The organism is Allobosea sp. 10L417 (assembly GCF_056395485.1).
This window is the reverse complement of record NZ_JBFTJP010000002.1, coordinates 127,368-151,806: the sequence shown is the minus strand read 5'-3', so window position 1 is coordinate 151,806 and position 24,439 is coordinate 127,368. Positions and strand designations below refer to the sequence as shown.

The following is a 24,439-nucleotide window of genomic DNA, read 5'->3' as shown; positions in this document are numbered from 1 at the left end:
GCCGAATGGCCAACCGGGCCTTAAGGGCAGGCTAACGCGGCCAGAATGGGGCGGCCCTGCGGCCTGGCTGCGGGGATCGCCCACCGTTGCAGCGATGTGACATCATTGGCCGCCGGAGAGGATCGTTACCGGAGCGGTCACGACCAAGCCGACGGTCGAGCCCACCGTGCCGACGACGCCGCCGGCGATGTCGCCGATCCGGTCGCCGAATTGCTGCCCGGCGAAGCCGATGCCCTTATCCTGCCGCAGCCGCTCGCCGATGAGCCGTACCACCTTGGGCGAGGAAGCGAACTTGGCGTGGTTCAGGCTGTCGCCCGAGGCCACCTCCGAGATGTCGATGATCCGCACGCCGAGCTTTTCCAGCTCCGCGATGATCTCGGTATCCTTCGCAGAGACGGAGCCGAGCCGGGTCTTGTCGCCTGCGAAGCGGCGCGAGAAGTCGAGCGCCTTGTCGTCGGCCGATACGAAGACGGTGACGGGCCGACGGATCTGCGCCATCTGCGTCTTGAAGACATCGAGATCGACATCGGGCGCGGCCAGCATGACGTCGCGCAGCTTGCCACCGAAGGCCCCGTCGCCGCGGATCGCGGCCTGGCGCAACGTCTCCAGCGTCAGCAGCGTGCCCATGGAATGAGCGAGAATATCCATGCGTGTGGAGCCGAGATCGCGCGGGATGCCGCGCAGACTGGCCTCGAGGAAGTCGCGCGAGTAGTAGGCGCTCTCGCGGTCATAGGGATAGGCGAGGAGTTCGCCGCGCGAGGGCCAGGAGAACAGCACCGGCACACCCTTGAAGCCGGAATCATAGACGATCTGGGCGAAGCGGTAGGCCGCATCGGCGAAATTCGTGTTGTAGCCGTGGACGAAGACGAGCACGTCGCGCTGATCGACCGGCCGGCTCTGGAGTTCCTTGCGCACATCCGAGATCACGGGCGCTAGGTCGAGCCGCTGGACATAAGTCGCGGTGAAATACTTGGCCGGATCGCCCGGCCCCGAGCTCGGCAGCTCCAGATTGCCGGGCTTGTGGCTGCGCGGCACGGTGATGTCGAGCCGCGCGAAGGAGAGCTTCGGCGAACGCTCGCCATTGAAATAGACCGGCTGCGCCGAGGGCTCGCGCGTCGTCGCGACATAGATTTCGACCGTGCCGGCGATGTCGGCCGCAGGCGCCTGGCTCAATTCAAGCGTGCGTGGCGTCGAGCAGCCCGCAAGGACCAGCGGCAGCAGCAACGCCAAAACAACACCGCGAAACCGCACCGCCACTCCAATCATCGCTCAGTCGTCTCACCGGATGCGCCGATCTTCAAGATGCGTGCATGACACAGTGATGAAGCAACTGGCGCACGGCGAACTCCTTGTCCCCCTCGGCGGCACCTTGCTAACTGGCGTCATGGCCCACCGCACGCCCACCGCCGACTCGCTCGGCGCCGCGCTTCTCGCCGGCGAACGCGCCGCCCTGGCCCGCGCGATCACGCTCGCGGAATCGCGCCGCGCCGACCATCGCGAGCAGGCGCAGGCGCTGATCCAGCGGCTGTTGCCCCATACCGGGCGTGCCATCCGCGTCGGCATCACCGGCGTTCCCGGGGTCGGCAAATCGACGACGATCGACGCGCTCGGCAGTCACCTCACGGCCAAGGGACACAAGGTAGCGGTGCTGGCGGTCGACCCCTCCTCGACCCGCACCGGCGGGTCGATTCTCGGCGACAAGACCCGGATGGCACGCCTCTCCGTCGATCCGAACGCCTATATTCGGCCATCGCCCTCCTCCGGCACGCTCGGCGGCGTCGCGGCCAAGACGCGCGAGACGATGCTGCTCTGCGAGGCGGCAGGGTTCGACGTCATCCTGGTCGAGACCGTCGGCGTGGGGCAGTCCGAAACGGCGGTGGCCGATCTCACCGACTTCTTCCTGGTGCTGATGCTGCCCAATGCCGGCGACGAACTGCAGGGCATCAAGAAGGGCATCATCGAGCTTGCCGACATGATCGCGGTCAACAAGGCGGACGGGGCCGGAGCAGCTGCGGCCCGCGCGGCAGCGGCCCAGTACAGGGCCGCACTTCATATCCTGGCGCCCACCTCGACCCTGTGGAGCACGCCCGTGATGACGATCTCCGGCCTGACCGGCGAAGGGCTCGACGCGCTCTGGACCAGGATCGAGGATCATCGCGCCCGCTTCGAAGCCAAGGGCCTGATCACCGAGAAGCGCCGGCGCCAGGACGTCAAATGGATGTGGGCGATGGTGCAGGATCGGCTGCAGGCCAAGCTCAGGCACGACCCTGCGCTGAAGGCGCGCGCGCCGGAACTGGAGGCTGCGGTCTCATCCGGCAAGCTCGCACCGACGCTTGCCGCCGAGGAGATCGCCCGCGCGCTCGGGCTCTAGCCGACGCCAGCCGCATCTTGCCTGTTCTGCGCGGCGTCGGTTTCAAATCGGGACAGCGGGGCTGGCACGCCGTTTGATCGCGGCGGGGTCGAAGGGGAGGTTCCATGGTGCTTTCGCGGCGCGGTTTCCTGGCTGCCGGCCTGACAGCCCCGGCATGGTTTCACCTGCCGGCCCGTGCGCAATCGGCAGCGCCATCCCGCGGCGGCCCGCTTGGCCATTTCGGCCTGGACGCCGCCCAGTTCGGATTGCGGCCGGGCGCTTCGGAGGATCAGTCAAGCCGGCTCCAGGCGGCATTGAATGAAGCGGCAAAGCGCAATGCCCCGCTCATGGTTCCAGCTGGGCGCTACCGACTTGCCTCAGTCCGCCTGCCGGACGGCGCGAACATCGTTGGGATGCCCGGGCAGACCCTCCTCGTGACTGCAAATGGCAATCCGCTGTTTGTCGCCAACAATATCGCTCGCGCAAATCTGACCGGCCTTGCCTTCGACGGGCTCGACATCCCTTCGCCGCAGCGCGACGGCCTCGTCGCCTGCAACAATATCGGCGCGATCACGATCTCGGACTGCGACTTCGCCAAGGCCGGGTCGGTCGGCCTGACCCTGCACCGCTGCGGCGGGCGCATCGTGGCAAGCCGCTTCCGCGGCATGCGCGATTCCGCCCTGTTCTCGTTCGACTCGGCGGGCCTCATCATCGAGCAGAACGATATCGAGGATTGCGGCAACAACGGTATCCAGATCTGGCGGAGCCAGGCCGGCGACGACCGGTCGATCCTGCGCGGCAATCGCGTCAGCCGCATTCGCGCCGATGCAGGCGGCAACGGGCAGAACGGCAATGGCATCAGTCTCTACCGCGCCGGCGGCGTGATCATCGAAGGCAACCAGCTGCGCGACTGCGCCATGACCTTCATCCGCAACAATTCCGGCTCCGGGGTGCAGATCCTCGGGAATCAGGGCCGCCGCTGCGGCGAAGTCGCGCTCTATGCCGAATTCGCCTTCGAGGGCACGATCATGGCGAACAACCTGGTCGAGGACTGCGCCCAAGGCGCCAACATCACCAATCTCGACCATGGTGGGCGGCTCGCCGTCTTCGCCAACAACATCATTCGCAACGCCAAGCGCGACCTGCCGCCCAATGGCGGGGAGCCGGTCGGCGGCATCGGAGTCCATGTCGAGGCCGAGGTGGCCGTGACCGGAAACGTGATCGAGAATGCGAGCGAGATCGGCATCTCGCTCGGCTGGTCCTGGGGGATGCGCAACCTGGTGGCGACCGGCAACATCGTGCGCAAGGCCGGCATCGGCATTGCCGTCTCGCTGGTGCCGAAGGAGCGCAACGCCGTCATCGCGAACAACGTCATCGACGAGGCACGCAATGGCGCCATCGTCGGCACCGAATACGGCAAGCCGGTCACCGGCGACCTCGCCAAGGCGCCCGACGCCAGAGCGGCGGGCATCCGGGTCGAGAACAACGCGGTCCGCTGATGCGCCTCAGGCAGCCGGTGCGCGGATGCGTCCGACCTCGATGCCGTTCCAGTTCTTCAGCACGGTTTCGCGCAGCGGCGCGAAGGCGGTCTGCGTCGCCTCGTCCATCGGCAGGAAGCGGGCGATCAGCGCGCCCAGCGCAACTTCCGCGGCACGGCCAGCGCCGTCATCGCATTTCAGCGCGATGCCATAGCCCAGCTCCGGCAAGGCAGCGCAGTAAACACCTTCGGCGCCAGTCTTGGTGAAGGCGCGGGCGCCGAGCAAGCTCATCAGCCGCGTGTCGTAGCGATCAGTGCCAGCCACCATGAAAGGGTGGGCCGCTGCGGCGGCGCGAATGCGCGCGGCGGCTTTCGCCCGCTCGGGGCCAAAGCCGTGGCCCGTGCCGAGGCGCGCGAAGCCCAACGCCAGCGCCTTCAGCGGCACAGCATAGGAGGGAATCGAACAGCCATCGATGCCCATGCGCTCGCTGGAATGCTCAGCACCGGTCACCTCCTCGAGGGCGCCGCGCACCGCCCGCTGGACGGCATGGCCCTGCTTCACATAGCCGGCCGGATCCTCATCCAGGCTGCAGGACAGGCAGACAAATCCGGCATGCTTGCCCGAGCAATTATTGTTGAGCGCGCTCGGCTCGGCGCCCGACTTGGCCAAGGCCCGCGCCACCGAGTCATTCATCGGCCAATGCGCCCCGCATTCGAGGCAGCCGGCGTCGCGGCCGGCCTTCTTCAGCATCGCGAGCGAGGTCTCGGCGTGCAGCGGCTCGCCTGAATGCGAGGAGACGGCCAGCGCGATCTCGGGCTCGGTCAGGCCGTAGTGGTCGGCCGCGCCGCTTTCCAGCAAAGGCAGCGCCTGGATCGCCTTCACCGCCGAGCGCGGAAAGACAGGCCGCTCGATGTCACCAACTGCGAAAACCACTCCACCATCGGCATCGACGATGATCGCAGACCCCCGATGGCGCGATTCGACGACATTGCCGCGCGTGACTTCGGCGAGGACGGGGTTTTCCATGGCGACCTCCAGATTCCGCTTGCTGCGGATTGCCGCTTTTGGCGCCGGGCGCGCCACCTGTCAAAAGCGCTGGCGGAAACCGCGAACGGCTGCCACCGTACACCCATCAGCCGTGCCACCGCCGAGCAGGATACCGATGTCGCCGGACTACGAGACCGAATACAACAACCGTGCCCGCGTGCCGGAGCATCCCGGCATCATCGCCGGCTGGCAGGCCGACGCCGCCGCCTACAGGGCGACCGCGCTGTGCGAGCTCGGCGTCTCCTATGGCGAGGGCGAGCGGCAGCTCTACGATCTGTTCAAGCCGGAGACGATCCGCGGCGACGCGCTTGTGATGTTCATCCATGGCGGCTACTGGCAGGCGCTCGACCGGAGCTTCTTCTCGCATATGGCGCGTGGGCTGAACCAGCTCGGCCTGCCCGTGGCGGTCGTCGGCTACGATCTTTGCCCGCAGGTCCATCTCGGGCACATCGTCTGGGAGCTTCAGCAGGCAGCTGCCGCGCTCTGGCGTCGCTTCGGCCTGCCGGTCGTCGCGACCGGCCACTCTGCCGGCGGGCATCTCAGCGCCTGCACGCTCGCTACCGACTGGAAGAATGTTGGCGCCGACCTGCCCGAGCATCTGGTGCCCGCCGCCTATGGCATTTCCGGCCTCTACAACCTCAAACCCCTGACCGAGACAAGCATCAACAACGCTCTCGGCCTCAGCATGGAAGCTGCCGAGCTCGAAAGCCCGCTATTCTGGTCGGCGCCGTCGCGGCTGACGATGGATGCCGTGGTCGGCGGCGAGGAGAGCGCCGAGTACCACAAGCAGAGCCGCCGGATCGTCGATGTGTGGGGGCTGGAAGGCGTGACGACGCGCTATGAGGAAATCCCCGGCGCCAATCATTTCACCATCATCGCCGGGCTGACAGAGCCGGACAATCCGATGACACGGCGCATCGCGGCGCTCGCTGGCGCCTGATCTCTCCGCAGAGGGCATAGCCTGCGCTGAAGCATCAGCCTCGCCCGAAAACCGCATTTCCCTTTTCGGGCCGATGCCTTATCCAGACCGCATCAGAGTTTCGGAGAGCGCGATGCAGACCTTCTTCGTCGAGATCAAATGCAAGCTCGGCAAGACCTATGAGGTCGCCAGCGAACTGGCCGATCGCGAGATCGCCTCGGAGATCTACTCGACCGCCGGCAACTACGACATCCTGGCCAAGTTCCATGTCGGCGCCGACGTCGATATCGGCCATTTCGTCGCGCAAAAGGTGCAGTCGATCCCCGAGATCGCGGACACGCACACGATCATCACCTTCAAGGCCTTCTGAGCCGCGCTCGCATTCGAGGCTTCGATTCAACCAGCGCATCTTCTGGTTGGAAGCGGCGTTTCCTGAGTCGCGCCAACGGATTGTCACAGCCTGCTCACAGAGCGATTCACCTCTTTCACAGATTGATTCAATCGGCCGCGGCCCGATCTTTGCCCTTGCTGCGGCCACCGAGGCATCCTGACCGCTTGACGCCGCATGGCCTTTTGCGCGACCAGCATCCTTCGGACTGCAGGGACCATCGCGCCATGAAAAGCACGCTCTCCACCGATCTGCGCTCGGGCGCGCTCGTCTATCATCGCCAGCCCCGGCCCGGTAAGCTGGAGATCCAGGCGACCAAGCCGCTCGGCAACCAGCGCGATCTGGCGCTGGCCTACTCGCCCGGCGTCGCCGCTGCCTGCGAGGCGATCGTCGACGACCCGTCTCAAGCGGCCGAACTCACCTCACGCCAGAACCTCGTCGCCGTCATCACCAACGGCACGGCCGTGCTGGGCCTGGGCGACATCGGCCCGCTGGCTTCCAAGCCGGTGATGGAAGGCAAGGCGGTCCTGTTCAAGAAATTCGCCGGCATCGACTGCTTCGACATCGAGGTCGAGCAAAAGAACATCGAGAAGTTCGTCGAGGTCGTCGCTGCACTGGAGCCGACCTTCGGCGGCATCAACCTCGAGGACATCAAGGGGCCGGAGTGCTTCGAGATCGAGGAGCAGCTCAAGGCCCGGATGAAGATCCCGGTCTTTCATGACGACCAGCACGGCACCGCGATCATCGTCGGCGCGGCCGTCCTGAACGGCCTCGACCTCGCCGGCAAGAAGATCGCCGACGTCAAGATCGTCGTCTCCGGCGCCGGCGCGGCCGCTCTCGCCTGCACCAACCTGCTCGTCGAGCTCGGTGCGCAGCGCAAGAACATCTGGGTCACCGATCTCGAAGGCGTGGTCTACCAAGGCCGAAACACGCTGATGGATCGCTGGAAGGAGGTCTATGCGCAAGAGACGGACGCGCGCACGCTGGCCGACGTGATCGGCGGAGCCGACATCTTCCTCGGCCTGTCCGCCGCAGGCGTGCTCAAGCCCGAGATGGCCAAGAGCATGGCGCCGAAGCCGCTGATCCTGGCGCTCGCCAACCCCAATCCCGAGATCACGCCCGAGGACGCGCTCGCCGTGCGTCCCGACGCGATGATCTGCACCGGCCGCTCGGACTATCCGAACCAGGTCAACAACGTCCTGTGCTTCCCCTACATCTTCCGCGGCGCGCTCGACGTGCAGGCGACGACGATCAACGAGGCGATGAAGCTCGCCGCGGTGCGCGCCATCGCGGCGCTCGCCCGCGAGGCCTCCTCGGATGTGGCGGCGCGCGCCTATGGCGGCGAAACCTCGACCTTCGGCGCGACCTCGCTGATCCCGAACCCCTTCGATCCGCGCCTGATCATGCGCATCGCCCCGGCCGTGGCGGAAGCCGCCATGGTGACCGGCGTCGCGCGCAAGCCGCTGGTCGATGTCGAGGCCTATCGCGAGCAGCTCTCGCGCTTCGTCTTCCGCTCGGGCTTCATCATGAAGCCGCTGTTCCAGCAGGCCAAGGCCGACCCCAAGCGCGTCATCTACGCCGAAGGCGAGGATGAGCGCGTGCTGCGCGCCGCCCAGGTCGCGCTGGAGGAAGGCCTCGCCATCCCGATCCTGATCGGCCGCCCGAGCGTGATCGAGACCCGCATCCAGCGCTTTGGCCTGTCGCTGAAGCCGGGCGTCGACTTCCAGGTGGTCAACCCCGAGGACGACCCGCGCTATCGCGACTACGTCCAGACCTATCTCGACATCGCCGGCCGGCGCGGCATCACGCCAGAGGCGGCGCGCGCGCTGGTGCGCACCAACAACACGGTGATTGCCGCGCTCGCGGTGGCGCGTGGCGAGGCGGATGCGATGATCTCCGGGCTCGAAGGCCGGTTCATGTCGCGTCTGCGGCACATCAAGGACATCATCGGCCTGGCGCCCGGTGTCTGCGATATCGCGGCCATGACGCTGATCATCACCAACAAGGGTGCCTTCTTCCTCTCCGACACCCATGTGAAGCACGATCCGAGCGCGGAGGAGATCGCGGACATGACAGTGCTCGCGGCGAGCCATGTCCAGCGCTTCGGCCTCGACCCCAAGATCGCTCTGCTCTCGCATTCGGATTTCGGCGCGGCCGACACCCCGAGCGCGCTGAAGATGCGTAATGCGCTGAAGCTGATCCGCGAGCGCGCGCCGCATCTGGAGTGCGACGGCGAGATGGAGGTCGAGACGGCCCTGGTGCCGCTGATCCGCGAGCGCGTGCTGCCCTCCTCGACTCTGAAGGGCATGGCGAACGTCCTGATCTTCCCGAACCTCGACGCGGCGAACATCGCCCATCAGTTCGCCAAGGTGCTGGCGGATGCGCTGCCGGTCGGCCCGATCCTGATCGGCACGGCCAAGCCCGCTCATATCCTCACCAGCTCGGTGACGGCACGCGGCGTGGTCAACATGACGGCCGTGGCGGTGGTAGAGGCCCAGGAGAGATCCGCGGCAGCCGGTTGATCGGCGCGATGCCCCTGCCACGCGCTCTACTGGCCCTCACGATCGGTCTTTGCCTGGCCGCGACGGCGACACCGGCACAGGAGCCGCTGCGCGAGGAGCCCGGTTTCCTGCGCGTCCAGATCGATGGCCGCGTAGCTCGCCTCGAAACCCTGGTCGTCCGCCCCGATCGCGCGTCGGGCCGTCTGCCACTCGCGCTGATCACGCATGGCAAGGCGCCGAGTCATACGAGGATGGGCGATCTGCGCGCCGTCGGTTATGCGGCCATCGCACGCGACCTCGCCCGCCGGGGCTGGATCGCCGCGGTCGTCGTCCGGCGCGGTTTTGGACAATCGGACGGCCCCTTCTCCACGGAAGGTGCGGGTTGCGACCTGCCCAACATGGTGCCGCGTTTCGAGAGCGACGCAAAGGAGCTCGAGGCCGCGCTCAAGGCTTTGACAGAGCGACCCGACGTCGCGCCCGACCGCATCATCGCCTTGGGTGAATCGGCGGGCGGCGCCGCAGTCATGGCGCTGGCCCAACGCAAGCCGCCCGGCCTGAAGGCCGTGATCAACGTCGCCGGCGGGCTCGATCTCAGCGACTGCGTCGAGAAGGGCCGGGACGCGCTCGTCGCGACCGTCCGGCACTGGCCGTGGAAGGATACCGTGCCGCAGCTCTGGGTCTATGCCGGCAACGACGAGCTCTTCCCGCCGTTCCTCGTCGACCGTATGCGGGGCGCGGCTCTCGACCGTGGCGGCGACGTACGTCTCATTGCGTTGCCGGAGGTCAAACCACGCGGCCACGCCGCCTTGCAGAACGGCAGAGCCCGCTTCGTTTGGCTCCGGGAGATGGACACTTCTTTGCGCGCCTGGAATCTGCCGACCCATTCTCCGGGACGGCCGAAGACGGAGTTCGACCGCATCGGCCTCGAAGGACGTGCTTCGGTGTTCGAGAACTATTTCAGCGCGCCCGGTGAAAAGGCGATGGCCGTCAGCCGAACCGGCAAGAGCTTCACCTACCGCTACGGCGAAAAGGATCTCGAGGCAGCCCGTCGCAACGCGCTGTCCGATTGCGGCAAGAAGGCCGAGGATTGCCGCCTGGCTTTCGAGAACGACCAAGCCGTCGACGCGCCCTAGCGCAGGATCGGCTTTTCCGACTTGGCAGACTCACTCAGGCGGGTTCTACTTCCCTCCGTCGGGCATCGCTCGCAACGGCGCCCGGTCAAGGGAGGTTGCCATGCTCGACGTCACGCGCCGCACAGCTCCTCTGGCATTCGCCGCCATCCTGGCCGCAACCCGCGCCGAAGCGGTCCAGAGCCGGATCGTCTTCCACCGGGGCAATGACGGCGACCCCGAAACGCTCGATCCGCACAAGACCTCCACCGTCGCCGAAGCGCATCTGCTGCGCGACCTGCGCGAAGGCCTCGTCATCCACAATATGAGGGGCGAGGTCGTGCCCGGCGTCGCCGAGAGCTGGACGATGAGCCCGGACGGCAAGAGCTGGCGCTTCAACCTGCGCCCCAACGCGAAATGGTCGAATGGCGACCCGGTACGTGCCGCCGACTTCGTCTACTCCTTCCGCCGTATCCTCGATCCGGAAACCGGCGCGCGATACGCCAACCTGCTCTATCCGATCCGCAATGCCGAGCCGATCCACAAGGCATCGACCGGCTCCGCCCTCGACGATCTCGGCGTGGTCGCTTCCGGCGAGCACGTGCTGGAGATCGCGCTCGAACGGCCGACGCCCTATCTGCTCGAGCTTCTGACCCATCAGAGCACGCTGCCCGTCCATCCCGCCAGCACGGCCAAGGCTACGCAGGAACCGGGGCGCCCAGAAAACTGGATCACCAACGGCGCCTACATGCTGAAGGAGTTCGCCCCGAATTCGCATATCCGCCTCGATCGGAACCCCCATTTCCACGACGCCGCCAATGTGAAGATCGACACGGTGATCTTCTATCCGGCCTCCGATCTCGTGGCGGCGGCCCGGCGCTTCCAGGCCGGAGAGTTGCATCTGACGACAGACATTCCGGCAGACCAGTTCAAGCAACTGCGCCAGAAACTCGGAGACCAGGTTCGGATCGGCCCCTATCTCGCGACCTATTTCCTGATCCTCAACAGCGCCAAGCCGCCCTTCGACGATGCCCGCGTGCGCCGGGCTCTTTCGCTGCAGATCGACCGCGAATTCATCGCCGACCGGGTCTGGGGCGGTACGATGCTGCCGGCCTATGGGGTGGTGCCACCCCATATTGGCAATTACGGCGAGCGGGCCGAACTCGACTTCCGGCACAATTCGGTACTGGAGCGTGAGGAGGAGGCCAAGCGTCTTTTGGCCTCGGCCGGCTTCGGCAACAGCTTTCCGCTGCGGATCGAATACCGCTTCAACACGACCGACAACAACCGCCACACCGCCGAGGCGATCGCGGAACAATGGCACGCCATCGGTGTGGAGACCCGCTTCGTCGAGACCGACTACCGGACGCATTTCGCCTATCTGCGCGAAGGCGGCGATTTCGACGTCGCCCGCTACGGCTGGATCGGCGATTATTCGGACCCGCAGAACTTCCTGTTCCTGTTCCAGAGCGACAATGTCGGGTTCAACATCGGCAAGTACGGCAACCCGCAATTCGACTCGCTGATGAAGCTCGCCGCCGACGAACTCGACATCTCCAAGCGCGCCCTCATCCTGCGCGAGGCCGATAGCATCGTCATCAGCGAAGAGCCCTGGATTCCGCTGCTGCACTATTCGACCAAGAATCTCGTCTCGCCGAAGCTCGTCGGCTTCGAGCAGAACCTGCGCGGTGCGATCCCGACGCGGTTCCTCAGTCTGAAAGCCTAATACTGCGCCCTGCGCCAGACGCCGGGCCGTTTCCCTGCCTTGATGCTCGCAAGCGCCGCGAAGCTCCGCTAGGAAGAGCGCGTCCTTTTCCCACCCAGCGGGTCCGCAGCGATGAGCCGTATCGTCTATGTCAATGGCGCCTACCTCCCCGAGGAGGATGCCAAGATTTCCGTGTTCGATCGCGGCTTCATCTTCGGTGACGGCATCTACGAGGTTTCGGCCGTGATCGGCGGCAAGCTCGTCGACTGCGAGGCGCATCTGGCCCGCCTCGAGCGCTCCTGCGGCGAGATCCGGCTTGCGCTGCCTTGGTCGAAGGCCGAGCTCGTCGCGATCCATGAGGAGCTGATCAAGCGCAACAACCTCGACGAAGGCGGCATCTATCTGCAGGTCTCGCGCGGCGCGGCCGATCGCGACTTCCCCTTCCCGAAGGATGTCGCGCCTACGCTGGTGATGTTCACCCAGGCCCGCAATTTCGTGAACGCGCCGACGGCGAAGACCGGCATCAAGGTCGTCTCGACGCCGGACCTGCGCTGGGCCCGCCGCGACATCAAGAGCGTCAACCTGCTCGCGCCGGTGCTCGCCAAGCAGTTCGCGCTGGAGAGCGGGGCGCAGGAGGCCTGGCTGATCGAGGACGGCGTGGTGACGGAGGGTGCCTCCTCCACCGCCTGGATCGTCAAGGGCAAGACGCTGATCTCGCGCCCGCTCTCGAACAAGGTGCTGCCGGGCATCACCCGCAAGGCGGTGCTGGCCTATCTCGCGGAATCCGGTTTCGCCTTCGAGGAGCGCGAGTTCACGCTGGAGGAGGCGCTCGATGCCGAGGAGGCCTTCATCACCTCCGCGACCAGCCTCGTCATGCCGGTGACCTCGATCGACGGCCACACGATCCATAACGGCGCCCCCGGCCCGACCGCGCTGCGCCTGCGTGAGATCTATATCGCCTACGCCCGCAAGGGCGGCGTCCTGGGCTGAAATCGCAGGCCACTGCGTATCTCGTTGTCGTGCTCGCCCTTGTGGCGAGCATCCACGCCGTGAACGTCGCCCTCGACGAAGAAAGACGTGGATGGTCGGGACGAGCCCGACCATGACGGGCGGCGCTAAACGGCGTCCCCGGGCCGCTCTGCCCGCTCCCCCATCACATAGGTCGCGGCCACGTTACGCTCGTCGCCGAGCGTGACGAGCACAAACAGCTCCTCCGCGAGATCGCGCACCGTCTCCATGCGATGGGCCATCGCGCGTGTCGCCCCGGTGTCGAGCACGACGACATCCGCCTCGCGGCCAGGCTCGAAGTCTCCGATCAGATGGTCGAGGCCGAGCGCGACGGCATTGCCGCGCGTGATCGCGTGAAGCGCCGCGAAAGCGGAAAGCGACTGCCCCTGCAACTGCAGCACCTTGTAGGCCTCGGCCATGGTCCGCAGCATCGAATAGGAGGTGCCGCCGCCGATATCGGTCGCAACGGCGACCTCCACGCCGCGCTGCCGGGCATGGGCCCAGTCGAATAGGCCGGAGCCCAGGAACAGGTTCGAGGTCGGGCAGAACACCGCAACCGCGCCGGTCTCAGCAAAGGCCTGCCATTCGTTGTGGGTCATGTGGATGCAGTGCCCCATCAGGCTCTTAGGCCCGAGCAGCCCGTAGCCCCGGTAGATGTCGGCATAATCGGCCGCCTGCGGAAAAAGCTCGCTGGCCAAGGCGATCTCGGCCCGGTTCTCGTCGATATGGGTCTGGACATGGCAGTCGGGATGCTCCGCGGCGAGCCTTCCTGCCGCCGCCATCTGTTCGGGCGTCGAGGTGATCGCGAAGCGCGGGGTGATGGCGTAGAGCTGCCGGCCCTTGCCGTGCCAGCGCGCGATCAGCGCCTTCGAATCGCGATAGCCGCTCTCGGCCGTGTCGGTCAGCGCCTCCGGCGCGTTGCGGTCCATCATCACCTTGCCGGCGATCATGCGGGTATTGCGGCGCTGAGATTCGGCAAAGAAGGCTTCGGCCGATTGCGGATGGACTGAGCAATAGACTGCCGCCGTGGTCGTGCCGTTTGCCAAGAGCTCGTCGAGGAAGAAGCGCGAGAGCTTCTCGGCATGTCCCTGCTGCGCGAGCTTCTGCTCCTCGACGAAGGTGTATTTGTTCAGCCACTCCATCAGTTGCGCGCCGTAGGAGGCGACAACTTGCGTCTGCGGCATGTGGATGTGCGCGTCGATGAAACCCGGCATGATCAGATGCGGGCGATGGTCGATGATCTCGGCATCGGCCGGCAGCGTCCGCAGCAAATCCCGCGCCTCGCCGGCCGCCTTGATCATACCGTTCTCGATGACCAGCAGCCCGTCGGGGACATAGCGATGCGCAGCCTCGCCTGCTGTTTCCGGATCATCGACGAACCAGAGCAGGCGGCCACGCAGGGCGCGCAGGGCGGCGGGTGCAGTCACGGCGGGCAACTCCGGCACAATTCCACATCACATCTGCACCAAATCGAAGCTTCCGGCCAAGCGCGGATCGTGCCTAATCTGCAGGCATGAAATGGCTATGCGAGCGGAGCGGGCGGGATGCGTGAGACCTTGCGCTTCCTGCTCGGCGACAGGTTGGTCGAACTCGACCGCTGCGACCCGACTTTGACCGTGCTCGACTGGCTGCGCCTCGACCAGCGCATGACCGGCACGAAGGAGGGCTGCGCCGAAGGCGATTGCGGCGCCTGCACCGTCGTCGTCGGCCGGCTCGACCGCGGCAATCTGCGATACGAGGCGATCAATGCCTGCATCCGCTTCCTGCCGACGCTGTACGGCTGCCAGGTTCTGACCGTCGAGCATCTGAAGAGCACGGATGGCAGCCTCCACCCGGTCCAGCAGGCGATGGTGGAATGCCACGGCTCGCAATGCGGCTTCTGCACGCCAGGCTTCGTGATGTCGTTGCTGGCGCTCAGGCTCAACGAGGTCGAGCCGAGCACAGGGCGCATCGAGGATGCGTTGGCCGGTAACCTCTGCCGCTGCACCGGCTACGAACCGATCATTGCCGCAGGCCGCCGCATGGACGAGATCGCGCCGCGGGATGCGGATCGCTTCCTGCAGGAACGCGGGGCCGTGGCGAACAGACTCGCCGCGCTGAACGATACGGAAACGCTGGCCCTGCGGGGCGAAGGCGGGCGCTTCTACGCCCCGGCGACGGTCGAGGCGCTCGCCAATGTGATTGCCGCGCATCCGCAGGCGACGTTGGTCGCCGGCGCGACGGATGTCGGGCTCTGGGTCACCAAGGCCATGAAGCGCCTCGACCCGGTGATCTATCTCGGACGCGTAGAGGCTCTGCGGGCGATCACCGATGAGGGCGATCATCTCCGCTTCGGCGCGATGGCCGGCCATATCGACGTCCGCGCAGCGCTGGCCGGGCTTTCGCCGCAGCTCGACGAATTGATGCGGCGCTTCGGCGGCGAGCAGGTACGCAATGCCGGCACGGTCGGCGGCAATATCGCCAATGGTTCGCCGATCGGGGACCTGCCGCCGGCCCTGATCGCGCTCGGCGCGACGCTGGTGCTGGCGCGACGCGCCGAGGCCGGCATCGAGCGCCGCGTCATACCGCTCGAACGCTTCTTCCTCGACTATCGCAAGCAGGACCGGCGCCACGGCGAATTCGTCGAGGCCGTGCTGGTGCCGAAGCTGGCCCCCGGGATGCTCTTCCACGCCTCCAAGGTCTCGAAACGCTTCGACGAGGATATCTCGGCCGTCTGCAGCACCTTCCGACTGCAGCTCGGCCCGGATGGCCGCATCGGCGAAGCCCGCCTCGCCTATGGCGGCATGGCCGGCGTCCCGAAGCGGGCGGCGGCTGCCGAGGCCGCCCTGGTGGGCCGCGCGTGGGACGACGGCGCCGTCGCAGCCGCCGTCGCCGCGCTGGCGCAGGATTTCTCACCGCTCGACGACATGCGCGCCTCGGCGCATTATCGGCTGAAGATCGCCGGCAACCTGCTGCGCCGTTTTCTGATCGAGACGACGCAGCCCGCGACCGAAACGCGGGTCGCCGGCCTGCTGGCGGAGGCCACCCATGGCTGACGCACGCCACAAGCTCGATATCGCACTGGAGAGCGGCCCTGTGGGCAGCGCCCGCATCCATGACTCCGCGCCCAAGCATGTCGCGGGCGAAGCTGTTTATATCGACGACATCGCCGCGCCCGAAGGGCTGCTTCATGCCTATCTCGGCACGAGCGCCATCGCCCATGGCAAATTGCGGTCACTTGATCTCACGGCGGTGCGTGCCGCGCCGGGCGTCGTCGCCGTGCTGACGGCGGCGGACATCCCCGGCGCCAACGACATCTCCTCGACGCATCTGCATGACGAACCGGTCTTCGCGACCGAGGCCATCCTGTTCCACGGCCAGCCGCTCTTCGCCGTGGCGGCAGAGACGCGCGAGCAGGCACGCCGCGCCGCAACGCTGGCGAAGGCGGAGTATGCCGAGGAAGAGCCGCTGATCGACATCGCCACCGCGCGCGAAGCGGGAGGCAAGCTGGTCACCGCGCCGCTCAAGTTGGAACGGGGCGATGTCGCGGCCGCGCTCGCAGAGAGCCCGCGCCGGCTGAAGGGCTCGATGACGATCGGCGGGCAGGAGCATTTCTACCTCGAAAGCCAAGTCGCGCTGGCGATCCCCGGCGAGGACGAGGACATGGCCGTGCTGGTCTCGACCCAGCATCCGAGCGAGGTCCAGCACATGGTCGCCGCCGTGCTCGGCGTCGGCTCGCATGCGGTGACGGTCGAGGTCCGGCGCATGGGCGGCGGCTTTGGCGGCAAGGAGACGCAGGCCAATCTCTTCGCCTGCGTCGCCGCGCTCTGCGCCCGCAAGCTCAAACGGCCGATCAAGCTCCGGCCCGATCGCGACGACGACATGGCGATCACCGGCAAGCGCCATGATTTCGTCTGCGACTACGAGATCGGCTTCGACGACGACGGCCGCATCCATGCGCTCGATGCCGTCTATGCAGCGCGCTGCGGCTGGAACGCCGACCTGTCGGGGCCGGTAACCGACCGCGCCCTCTTCCACATGGATAATTGCTATTTCTACCCGGCGGTGCGCGCGCGCTCCGAGCCACTCTTCACCAACACCTGCTCGAACACGGCCTTCCGGGGCTTCGGCGGGCCGCAGGGCATGGTCGGGGCCGAGCGCTTCATCGAGGAGGTCGCCTTTGCGACCGGGCTCGACCCGCTGGAGGTGCGGCGGCGCAATCTCTATGGCGGGGCAGGCCGCGACGTCACGCCCTATCACCAGACGGTCGAGGATAACATCGCGGCCGAAATCATCGCCGATCTGGAGCGGCGCTGCGACTACCAGGCGCGCAAGACGGCAATCCGCGAGGCGAACGCAACGAGCCCCATCGTCAAGCGCGGAATCGCACTGACGCCGGTGAAATTCGGCATCTCCTTCACCGCGACCTGGTTCAATCAGGCCGGGGCGCTGGTGCATGTCTATACGGACGGCACGGTCGCGCTGAACCACGGCGGCACCGAGATGGGGCAAGGGCTCTACATCAAGGTGGCGCAAGTCGTGGCCCATTCCTTCGGCATCGGGCTAGACCAGATCAAGATCACCGCGACCACGACCGGCAAGGTGCCGAACACCTCGGCCACCGCCGCCTCCTCCGGCTCCGATCTCAACGGCATGGCGGCGCTCGACGCCTGCGAGACGATCAAGAAGCGGCTCACCGCCTTCGCCGCGAAGCACTGGCAGGAACTGCCAGAGGATATCGCCTTCCTGCAGGGGCGCGTGAAGATCGGCGCTCGCGAGATCGCCTTCAAGGAACTTGTCGCCGCCGCCTATATGGCGCGCGTCCAGCTTTCGGCGACGGGCTTCTACGCCACCCCCAAGATTCATTGGGATCGCAAGGCCGGGCGCGGCCACCCCTTCTACTATTTCGCCTATGGCGCCGCGGCTGCCGAGGTCGCGATCGACACGCTGACCGGCGAATACAAGGTCGAGCGTGTCGACATCCTCCATGATTGCGGGCAGTCGCTGAACCCCGCGATCGACAAGGGCCAGATCGAGGGCGGCTTCGTGCAGGGCATGGGCTGGCTGACGACCGAAGAGCTGGTCTGGGATAAAAAGGGCCGGCTCTGGACCCATGCGCCCTCAACCTACAAGATTCCCGTCGCCTCCGACCGGCCGCGCATCTTCAACGTCCACCTGCTGGAGAATGCGCCGAACCGCGAGCCGACGATCCACCGCTCCAAGGCGGTGGGCGAGCCGCCGCTGATGCTGGCGATCTCGGTTCTGCACGCGCTGTCGGATGCGGTGGCGAGCGTGGGCGACTATCGGATCTGCCCGCGCCTCGATGCGCCGGCGACGCCCGAGCGGGTGCTGGATGCAGTGGAGCGAGTCCGGGCGGAGGCTGGGCGATGAGGTTCGGAACCTCCCCCGTCATTCCGGGGCTTCGCGCAGCGGAGAGCCCGGAACCCATAACCGCCGACGACGTTCGAAAGAGCGTCACAGTGCCTGCCCTTTCCTTCTCGACCTGTGGTTATGGGTTCCGGGCTCAGGCCTGCGGCCTGCCCCGGAATGACGGGTGAGCAGCGCATGACCCTCGCCGCCTTCCTTGATGTCCATCAGCGCGAAGGCGTCGTGCTCGTCCGGATCGAAGCGGCGGAAGGCTCAACGCCGCGCGAGGTCGGCGCCCGCATGGCCGTGAGCCCCGGTGCCATCGCCGGGACGATCGGCGGCGGGCAACTCGAATTCCACTGCATCGACCTCGCCCGGCACATGCTGAGCGAGGGCGCCGAGGACCAACTGCTCGACATTCCGCTTGGCCCGCAGATGGGACAGTGCTGCGGGGGGCGGGTCCGTGTTTCGCTGCGCCATGCCGGTACGGCCGAGATCGCCCTGTTCAGCGCCCGCGAGAAAGCGGCGGCAGCGGCGCGGCCACCGGTGCTGATCTTCGGCGCCGGCCATACCGGCAGGGCCCTGGCCCATGCGCTGGCGCCCCTGCCCTTCTCGGTTTCGCTGATCGACGATCGCGACGACGTCATGGGCGGGCTGCCAGCCGCCGTCACCTGCATCCGCATGGCCGATCCCGTCGATGCGGTCGCGAGCGCTCCGGCAAAGGCCGCCTTCGTCGTGCTCTCGCACAGCCACGCGCTGGACTACCGGCTGACAGAGGCGGCGCTGGCGCGCGGCGATGCGGCCTATGTCGGCATGATCGGCTCGGCGACCAAGCGCGCCCGCTTCGAGTCGAGTTTTCTGCGCAGCGGCGGCCGACGCGAGGCTCTGGCACGATTGACCTGCCCGATCGGCGGTTCCGATGTGGACGACAAGCGCCCGGAGGTGATCGCGGCCTTGACGACAGCCGAGCTGGTGCGTTGCTTGCTTGGCCGCCGGGAACCGGCGAGAGGGAGACGCCCGAGACATGAATCAGCCGCGTGAGCAGGAAGTGCCGCCGCGGCTGGCGCTCGCCCATATCTCCAAGAGCTTTCCCGGCGTCAAAGCCAATGAAGACATCAGCCTGAGCGTCAGGCCCGGCGAGATCCACGCCCTGCTCGGCGAGAACGGCGCCGGCAAGTCTACGCTGGTCAAGATCATCTACGGCGTGCAGCAGGCCGACGAAGGCACGATCCACTGGAATGGCTCGGCCGTCTCGATTCCGTCGCCCAAGGCGGCGCGCAAGCTCGGCATCGGCATGGTCTTCCAGCATTTCTCGCTGTTCGACGCGATGACCGTGATCGAGAACATCGCGCTCGGGCTCGACGAAGCGGTGGATCGCGAGGAGCTGAAGCGCCGCGTCGCGGCGATCCTGCAATCCTACTCGCTGCCGCTGGATCCGGAGCGGGAGGTGCATACGCTCTCGGTCGGCGAGCGCCAGCGCATCGAGATCGTGCGCTGCCTGCTGCAGAAACCGAAACTGCTGATCATGGACGAACCCACCTCGGTGCTGACGCCGCAGGAGGTGGAGCGCCTGTTCGAGACGCTGCGCCAAATCGCGGCGCAGGGCTGCTCGATCCTCTACATTTCGCACAAGCTGCATGAGATCAAAGCGCTCTGCGACAGCGCCACCATCCTGCGCGGCGGGCGCGTGGTCGCGACCTGCGATCCAAAGGTCGAGACGACCAAGCGCATGGCCGAGTTGATGATCGGCGCGGAGCTGCGCAAGATCGAGCACGGCAAGACGGCCGGCAGCGGCGCTGTCCGATTGGAGGCCAAGGGGCTTTCGCTGCCGGGCGAGCCGCCTTTCGGCACCGATCTGGAGAACGTTACCTTCGAGGCGCGGGCGGGCGAGATCCTCGGTATCGCCGGCGTCGCCGGCAACGGACAGGCCGAGCTGCTGACCGCGCTCTCGGGCGAGCAACTCGCCGGCTGGGCCGAGGCGATCAGGCTCGACGGCAGGGCCATCGGCCTGGAGGGCGCCGGGACGCGCCGGGCGCTCGGCCTCGCCTGCGTGCCCGAAGAGCGAAACGGCCACGCCGCGGTGCCCGATTTCTCGCTCGCCGACAACGGTGTCCTGACCGCGCGCCACAGGCTTCCATTGGCGCCGCACGGCTTCATCAGCCGGGGCGCCGTCCGGCGCTTCGCCGATGGCGTCATCAAGCTCTTCGATGTCAGGACCACCGGCAATGCCGCGCTCGCCCGCTCGCTCTCGGGCGGCAATCTGCAGAAATTCATCATGGGCCGCGAGATCGGCCAGCAGCCGGCCGTGCTCGTGGTCTCGCAGCCGACCTGGGGGGTCGATGCGGGCGCCGCCGCCGCGATCCGGCAGGAACTCGTCGACCTCGCCGCCAAGGGCTCGGCTGTGGTGGTGATCTCGCAGGATCTCGACGAATTGCTCGAGCTTGCCGACCGGCTCTGCGTCATCAATGAAGGCCGGCTCTCGGCGCCGCGCCCGGTCGCGAGCCTCGGCATCGACGAGATCGGCCTGATGATGGGCGGCGTCCACGGCGCGGAGGGAGCCGTTCATGCTTGAATGGCGCCGCCGCCGCGAGCCGAGCACGCTGATGCTGGCCTTGAGCCCGTTGATCGCGATCGGTCTGACCATGCTGCTCGGCATGATCGTCTTCACCGCCATGGGCTATGACGGCTTCCATGCGGTCGGGAGCATTTTTCTGACGCCGTTCCTGGAGCCGCAGCGCTGGGCCGATATCGGCGTCAAGGGCGCGCCGCTCATCATGATCGCGCTTGGGCTGGCCATCGGCTTCCGCGCCAATGTCTGGAACATCGGCGCGGAGGGGCAATACATCATGGGCGCCATCGCCGGTACCAGCGTCGCGCTCGCGACCTACGACATGACCGGCTGGTGGATCCTGCCCGCGATGGTATTGGCCGGCATCCTCGGTGGCATGGCCTGGGCCGCGATCCCCGCCTTCCTGCGCGTCAAGCTGCAGGTCAGCGAGATCCTGACCAGCCTGATGCTGACCTATGTCGCGGTCCAGTTCCTGTATTTCCTCGTGCGCGGACCGTGGAAGGACCCGGACGGCTTCAATTTCCCGCAAACGCGGATGTTCACGGCCGACCAGACGCTGCCGACGGTGCTCGAAGGCTCGCTCGTCCATCTCGGTATCCCGGTCGCGCTCGTCCTTGCCGTCATCGCCTGGCTGCTGATGGAGAAGACCACCGCCGGCTATGCCATCAAGGTCGTCGGCCTTGCGCCCGCCGCCGCCCGCCATGGCGGTTTCAGCGCCGCACGCGCGACCTGGGCGACGCTGCTGATCAGCGGCGCGCTCGCCGGCCTCGCCGGGCTGTTCGAGGCAGCCGGCCCCTTCGGGCAGCTCACCCCGCAATTCCCGGTCGGCTACGGCTTCACCGCGATCATCGTCGCCTTCCTCGGCCGGCTCAATCCGCTCGGCATCGTCTTCGGCGGCCTCGTGCTGGCCGCGACCTATGTCGGCGGCGAGATCGCGCAATCGACGGTTCGGCTGCCGCAGGCCGCGACCGGCATGTTCCAGGCCACGCTGCTGTTCATGCTGCTCGCGACGGACGTGCTGGTCCGCTGGCGCATCGTCTGGAAGCGGAGGGCGGTGTGATGCGTTTCGCGACGGAACCTCGCCGTCATTCCGGGGCGGCCCGCAGGGCCGAGCCCGGAACCCATGAACACCGGCCAAGCCGCAGGAATCGCCGGGTTCGGGCTAGCATATCTGGACAAGAACCTGTGTTCATGGGTTCCGGGCTCATCGCTTCGCGATGCCCCGGAATGACGAGGGGGAGCGCATGACGACGGCCATGCTCGTCTCCATCCTGATGACCCTGATCGCGGCTTCGACGCCGTTGCTGCTGGCGGCGCTGGGCGAGCTCGTCGCCGAGAAGGCAGGCGTGCTCAACCTCGGCGTCGAGGGCATGATGCTGTGCGGCGCGGTCGCCGGCTTCGCCGTCGCCTTCTCGACCGGCAGCACTGGCATTGGCCTCGTCGCGGCCGCCTGCGCCGGTATCGCTGCCTCGATGGTCTTTGCCGTGCTCGCCCTCTCGCTGATGGCCAATCAGGTCGCGACGGGCCTCGCGCTGACGATCTTCGGCATCGGCGCCTCCTCCCTGATCGGCGCCGGCTTCGTCGGGCGCACCGTGACGCGCCTGCAGCCGGTGTTTCCGGCGGCGCTTTCGGAACACCCGCTGCTCCGGGTGATCTTCGGCCACGACATCCTCGTCTATCTCTCGCTGGCACTCGTCGCGGGCGTCAGCTACTTCCTGCACCGCACGCGCCCGGGACTTATTCTGCGCGCTGTCGGCGAGAACGATGCCTCCGCCCACGCCATCGGCTATCCCGTGATCGCGATCCGCTACGCGGCGATCGCCTTCGGCGGTGCGTTGGCCGGGCTCGGCGGCGCCTATTTCTCGCTGGCGCTGACGCCGATGTGGGCGGACCGGCTGACCGCCGGACGCGGCTGGATCGCGCTGGCGCTCGTCGTGTTCTCGGCCTGGAAGCCGGGGCGACTGCTGCTCGGCGCCTATCTCTTCGGTGCCGTGATGACGCTCGAATTACAGGCCAAGGCCGCCGGCGTGACCTGGCTCGCGCCGGAGGTGCTGGCGATGGCCCCCTACCTTGCGACCATTGCGGTTCTGACCATGATGTCGCTAGGACGAAAGACCGRCCGGCTCGACGCGCCTGCCTGCCTCGGCAAACCCTTCTCGGCGTCCTGACGCCGCATCCGACTACGGGGAGTTATAGGACATGACCAGCATCATCACCCGCCGCAGGCTGACCTTCGGCGCGGCCGCAGCCACCACCCTGCCGATCCTCGGCCGCGGCGCCTCGGCACAGTCGCCGCTCGGCGTGGGCTTCATCTATGTCGGCCCCATCGGCGACCACGGCTACACCTGGACGCATGACCAGGGCCGGCTCGCGCTGGAAAAGGAATACGGCGCGAAGATCAAGACCAGCTTCATCGAGAACGTCGCGGAAGGCCCTGATGCCGCCCGCGCACTGCGCCAGCTCGCCCAGGCCGGCAACCAGCTGATCTTCTCGACCTCCTTCGGGTTCATGAACCCGACGATCCAGGTCGCCAAGCAGTTCCCGAAGATCAAGTTCGAGCACGCCACCGGCTATATGCGCGCCGAGAACGTCGCCACCTACAATGCGCGCTTCTATGAGGGCCGCGCCGTGATCGGCACCATCGCCGGCCACATGTCGAAGACCGGTCAGGCCGGCTACGTCGCCTCCTTCCCGATCCCGGAGGTGGTGATGGGCATCAACGCCTTCCACCTCGCCGCTCGGAAGGTGAACCCGAACTTCAAGACCAAGGTCGTCTGGGCCTCGACCTGGTACGACCCCGCCAAGGAAGCCGACGCCGCCAAGGCGCTGATCGACCAGGGCGCGGACATGATCACGCAGCACACCGACTCGGCGGCTCCGCTGCAGGCGGCCGAGCAGCGCGGCGTCTTCGCCTTCGGCCAGGCCTCCGATATGAAGGCCTTCGCGCCGAAGGCCCATCTCACCGCCATCGTCGACGACTGGTCGGGCTACTACATCAAGCGCGTCAAGGATGTCATGGACGGCAGCTGGAAGACCGGCGACGTCTGGGGCGGCCTGAAGGCAGGAATGGTCAGGATCGCGCCGTACAACGACGCGGTCACGCCCGCGGCACGCGCGGCCGCCGACGAGGTGATCAAGAGCATCTCGGCCGGCACGCTGCACCCCTTCACCGGCGAACTGAAGGATCAGAAGGGCGAGGTTCGCCTCAAGGCCGGCGAGACGGCGAGCGACGAGATGCTCTCCAAGATGGACTGGTACGTCGACGGCATCCAGGCCTGATTCCGCTCTCCATCGGCGCCGGCGGGCTTGCTCCCGCCGGCGGCACGATTCGCAGGTCCTTGTTTGCCTTTCACCGTCAGGGAATGGTCCCGGGAGTGCCTACCCCCGTAGAAATCGGCATTATCGACCCTATTATCGACGGAACGAAGCCGTTTCCTGTGCGTATCTACCGCCGCGGGCATCGTCTTTCCGCGATAACCGTGGCAACTGCGTGAGTTGCGCGCCGCGAATAGCATCCATGTGTCGCGGTCGCTCGTGTCGGAAACGAGCATGAACGGCCGTAGTCCAGCACGCGACGCCTGAAGCACCTTCTCAAGGAGGATTTCATGACCAAGAACGAACTGATCGCCGCCATCGCGGATGAGACCGGCAAGACGAAGGCGGACGTCTCCGCCATCCTGGCCTCTCTCGGCACGACCGTCGCCAAGACACTCAAGAGCGGCGACGACGTCACGCTCGGCGGCATCGGCAAGCTCTCCGCCGCCAAGCGCGAGGCCCGCGAGGCCCGCAATCCGTCGACCGGCGCGACCATCAAGGTTCCGGCCAAGACCGTCGTGAAGTTCAAGGTCACCAAGGACCTCGCCGACGCGGTGGCGTAACGCCATCCATCGGGATCGAGCGGCGTTCGCGTTCCCTAGCGCGAACGCCGCTTGAGTCTCGCCGTCATGCTCGGACTTGACCCGAGCATCTCTTCGACGAGATTCTCGGGTCTACGCTTCGCTCCGCCCGAGAATGACGCT

At 66.8% G+C, this 24,439-nt stretch carries 19 protein-coding genes; 16 read left to right on the top strand and 3 right to left on the bottom strand.

Features of this window, described 5'->3' with window-relative positions; all coding sequences use genetic code 11:
* Positions 1-102: 102 nt before the first annotated feature.
* Positions 103-1,251, bottom strand: coding sequence for an alpha/beta hydrolase (locus AC1DE3_RS06890; protein WP_441511112.1), 1,149 nt, complete (start codon positions 1,249-1,251; stop codon positions 103-105).
* A 133-nt stretch (positions 1,252-1,384) separates the two neighbouring features.
* Between AC1DE3_RS06890 and meaB the strand changes: the two genes are divergently transcribed.
* On the top strand, positions 1,385-2,371 hold the full coding sequence (meaB, locus tag AC1DE3_RS06885; RefSeq protein WP_441511195.1) for a methylmalonyl Co-A mutase-associated GTPase MeaB: 987 nt from the start codon (positions 1,385-1,387) through the stop codon (positions 2,369-2,371).
* Positions 2,372-2,475: 104 nt separating this feature from the next.
* Positions 2,476-3,849, top strand: a complete 1,374-nt coding sequence (locus AC1DE3_RS06880; RefSeq protein WP_441511111.1) for a TIGR03808 family TAT-translocated repetitive protein — start codon at positions 2,476-2,478, stop codon at positions 3,847-3,849.
* Between the two features lie 6 nt (positions 3,850-3,855).
* On the opposite strand, the gene AC1DE3_RS06875 is transcribed toward AC1DE3_RS06880, so the two are convergent.
* Positions 3,856-4,854: an asparaginase gene (locus AC1DE3_RS06875; protein WP_441511110.1), complete on the bottom strand. Its 999-nt coding sequence runs from the start codon at positions 4,852-4,854 to the stop codon at positions 3,856-3,858.
* A 136-nt stretch (positions 4,855-4,990) separates the two neighbouring features.
* Here AC1DE3_RS06875 and AC1DE3_RS06870 point away from each other — a divergent pair, with 136 nt between their 5' ends.
* The 6 genes from AC1DE3_RS06870 (at position 4,991) to AC1DE3_RS06845 (ending at position 12,487) form a co-directional block, all read left to right on the top strand.
* Positions 4,991-5,815 carry an alpha/beta hydrolase gene (locus AC1DE3_RS06870; protein WP_441511109.1) on the top strand — a complete coding sequence of 275 codons (825 nt, stop codon included), beginning with the start codon at positions 4,991-4,993 and terminating at the stop codon, positions 5,813-5,815.
* A gap of 112 nt (positions 5,816-5,927) precedes the next feature.
* On the top strand, positions 5,928-6,164 hold the full coding sequence (locus AC1DE3_RS06865) for an Lrp/AsnC ligand binding domain-containing protein (RefSeq protein ID WP_066610093.1): 237 nt from the start codon (positions 5,928-5,930) through the stop codon (positions 6,162-6,164).
* 245 nt (positions 6,165-6,409) lie between these two features.
* Positions 6,410-8,704, top strand: coding sequence for an NADP-dependent malic enzyme (locus AC1DE3_RS06860; RefSeq protein WP_441511108.1), 2,295 nt, complete (start codon positions 6,410-6,412; stop codon positions 8,702-8,704).
* Between the two features lie 8 nt (positions 8,705-8,712).
* On the top strand, positions 8,713-9,816 hold the full coding sequence (locus AC1DE3_RS06855; protein WP_441511107.1) for an alpha/beta hydrolase family protein: 1,104 nt from the start codon (positions 8,713-8,715) through the stop codon (positions 9,814-9,816).
* Between the two features lie 100 nt (positions 9,817-9,916).
* Positions 9,917-11,518: a peptide ABC transporter substrate-binding protein gene (locus AC1DE3_RS06850; protein WP_441511106.1), complete on the top strand. Its 1,602-nt coding sequence runs from the start codon at positions 9,917-9,919 to the stop codon at positions 11,516-11,518.
* Between the two features lie 111 nt (positions 11,519-11,629).
* A complete protein-coding gene (locus AC1DE3_RS06845; RefSeq protein WP_441511105.1) occupies positions 11,630-12,487 on the top strand; it encodes a D-amino-acid transaminase in 858 nt (285 codons plus the stop codon).
* A gap of 125 nt (positions 12,488-12,612) precedes the next feature.
* Here the strand turns inward: AC1DE3_RS06845 and guaD are convergent, their stop codons facing one another.
* Complete coding sequence (gene guaD, locus AC1DE3_RS06840; protein ID WP_441511104.1) at positions 12,613-13,932, bottom strand: guanine deaminase; 1,320 nt, start codon at positions 13,930-13,932, stop codon at positions 12,613-12,615.
* Positions 13,933-14,049: 117 nt separating this feature from the next.
* Between guaD and xdhA the strand changes: the two genes are divergently transcribed.
* From xdhA to AC1DE3_RS06800, 8 genes are all read left to right on the top strand, one after another.
* Complete coding sequence (xdhA, locus tag AC1DE3_RS06835) at positions 14,050-15,540, top strand: xanthine dehydrogenase small subunit (RefSeq protein WP_476852280.1); 1,491 nt, start codon at positions 14,050-14,052, stop codon at positions 15,538-15,540.
* Positions 15,533-17,875, top strand: a complete 2,343-nt coding sequence (xdhB, locus tag AC1DE3_RS06830) for a xanthine dehydrogenase molybdopterin binding subunit (RefSeq protein WP_441511102.1) — start codon at positions 15,533-15,535, stop codon at positions 17,873-17,875. The genes xdhA and xdhB overlap by 8 nt, the downstream gene beginning before the upstream one ends.
* Positions 17,876-18,049: 174 nt before the next feature.
* Positions 18,050-18,892: a xanthine dehydrogenase accessory protein XdhC gene (gene xdhC / locus AC1DE3_RS06825; RefSeq protein WP_476852279.1), complete on the top strand. Its 843-nt coding sequence runs from the start codon at positions 18,050-18,052 to the stop codon at positions 18,890-18,892.
* Entirely contained in the window at positions 18,876-20,423 is a 1,548-nt protein-coding gene (locus AC1DE3_RS06820; protein ID WP_441511100.1) for an ABC transporter ATP-binding protein, read from the top strand. Before xdhC ends, AC1DE3_RS06820 begins: the two co-directional genes overlap by 17 nt.
* The gene (locus AC1DE3_RS06815; protein ID WP_441511099.1) at positions 20,416-21,480 is read left to right on the top strand and encodes an ABC transporter permease; all 1,065 of its coding nucleotides are present in this window, start codon (positions 20,416-20,418) and stop codon (positions 21,478-21,480) included. Before AC1DE3_RS06820 ends, AC1DE3_RS06815 begins: the two co-directional genes overlap by 8 nt.
* Before the next feature lie 184 nt (positions 21,481-21,664).
* Positions 21,665-22,588 (top strand): ABC transporter permease, encoded by a 924-nt coding sequence (locus AC1DE3_RS06810; protein ID WP_476852278.1) that lies wholly within the window; start codon positions 21,665-21,667, stop codon positions 22,586-22,588.
* A gap of 31 nt (positions 22,589-22,619) precedes the next feature.
* On the top strand, positions 22,620-23,699 hold the full coding sequence (locus AC1DE3_RS06805; protein WP_476779826.1) for a BMP family ABC transporter substrate-binding protein: 1,080 nt from the start codon (positions 22,620-22,622) through the stop codon (positions 23,697-23,699).
* 326 nt (positions 23,700-24,025) lie between these two features.
* Complete coding sequence (locus AC1DE3_RS06800) at positions 24,026-24,298, top strand: HU family DNA-binding protein (protein ID WP_265052451.1); 273 nt, start codon at positions 24,026-24,028, stop codon at positions 24,296-24,298.
* Positions 24,299-24,439: the final 141 nt, after the last annotated feature.

Bases quoted from the DNA above. Each gene is read 5' to 3' on its own strand.
- AC1DE3_RS06845 (WP_441511105.1), top strand. From the start codon at position 11,630: ATGAGCCGTATCGTCTATGTCAATGGCGCCTACCTCCCCGAGGAGGAT.
- xdhC (WP_476852279.1), top strand. From the start codon at position 18,050: ATGACCCTCGCCGCCTTCCTTGATGTCCATCAGCGCGAAGGCGTCGTG.
- xdhA (WP_476852280.1), top strand. From the start codon at position 14,050: ATGCGTGAGACCTTGCGCTTCCTGCTCGGCGACAGGTTGGTCGAACTC.
- AC1DE3_RS06805 (WP_476779826.1), top strand. From the start codon at position 22,620: ATGACCAGCATCATCACCCGCCGCAGGCTGACCTTCGGCGCGGCCGCA.
- AC1DE3_RS06870 (WP_441511109.1), top strand. From the start codon at position 4,991: ATGTCGCCGGACTACGAGACCGAATACAACAACCGTGCCCGCGTGCCG.
- xdhB (WP_441511102.1), top strand. From the start codon at position 15,533: ATGGCTGACGCACGCCACAAGCTCGATATCGCACTGGAGAGCGGCCCT.
- meaB (WP_441511195.1), top strand. From the start codon at position 1,385: ATGGCCCACCGCACGCCCACCGCCGACTCGCTCGGCGCCGCGCTTCTC.
- AC1DE3_RS06875 (WP_441511110.1), bottom strand. From the start codon at position 4,854: ATGGAAAACCCCGTCCTCGCCGAAGTCACGCGCGGCAATGTCGTCGAA.
- AC1DE3_RS06865 (WP_066610093.1), top strand. From the start codon at position 5,928: ATGCAGACCTTCTTCGTCGAGATCAAATGCAAGCTCGGCAAGACCTAT.
- AC1DE3_RS06800 (WP_265052451.1), top strand. From the start codon at position 24,026: ATGACCAAGAACGAACTGATCGCCGCCATCGCGGATGAGACCGGCAAG.
- AC1DE3_RS06820 (WP_441511100.1), top strand. From the start codon at position 18,876: ATGAATCAGCCGCGTGAGCAGGAAGTGCCGCCGCGGCTGGCGCTCGCC.
- AC1DE3_RS06860 (WP_441511108.1), top strand. From the start codon at position 6,410: ATGAAAAGCACGCTCTCCACCGATCTGCGCTCGGGCGCGCTCGTCTAT.
- AC1DE3_RS06880 (WP_441511111.1), top strand. From the start codon at position 2,476: ATGGTGCTTTCGCGGCGCGGTTTCCTGGCTGCCGGCCTGACAGCCCCG.
- AC1DE3_RS06855 (WP_441511107.1), top strand. From the start codon at position 8,713: ATGCCCCTGCCACGCGCTCTACTGGCCCTCACGATCGGTCTTTGCCTG.
- AC1DE3_RS06850 (WP_441511106.1), top strand. From the start codon at position 9,917: ATGCTCGACGTCACGCGCCGCACAGCTCCTCTGGCATTCGCCGCCATC.
- AC1DE3_RS06815 (WP_441511099.1), top strand. From the start codon at position 20,416: ATGCTTGAATGGCGCCGCCGCCGCGAGCCGAGCACGCTGATGCTGGCC.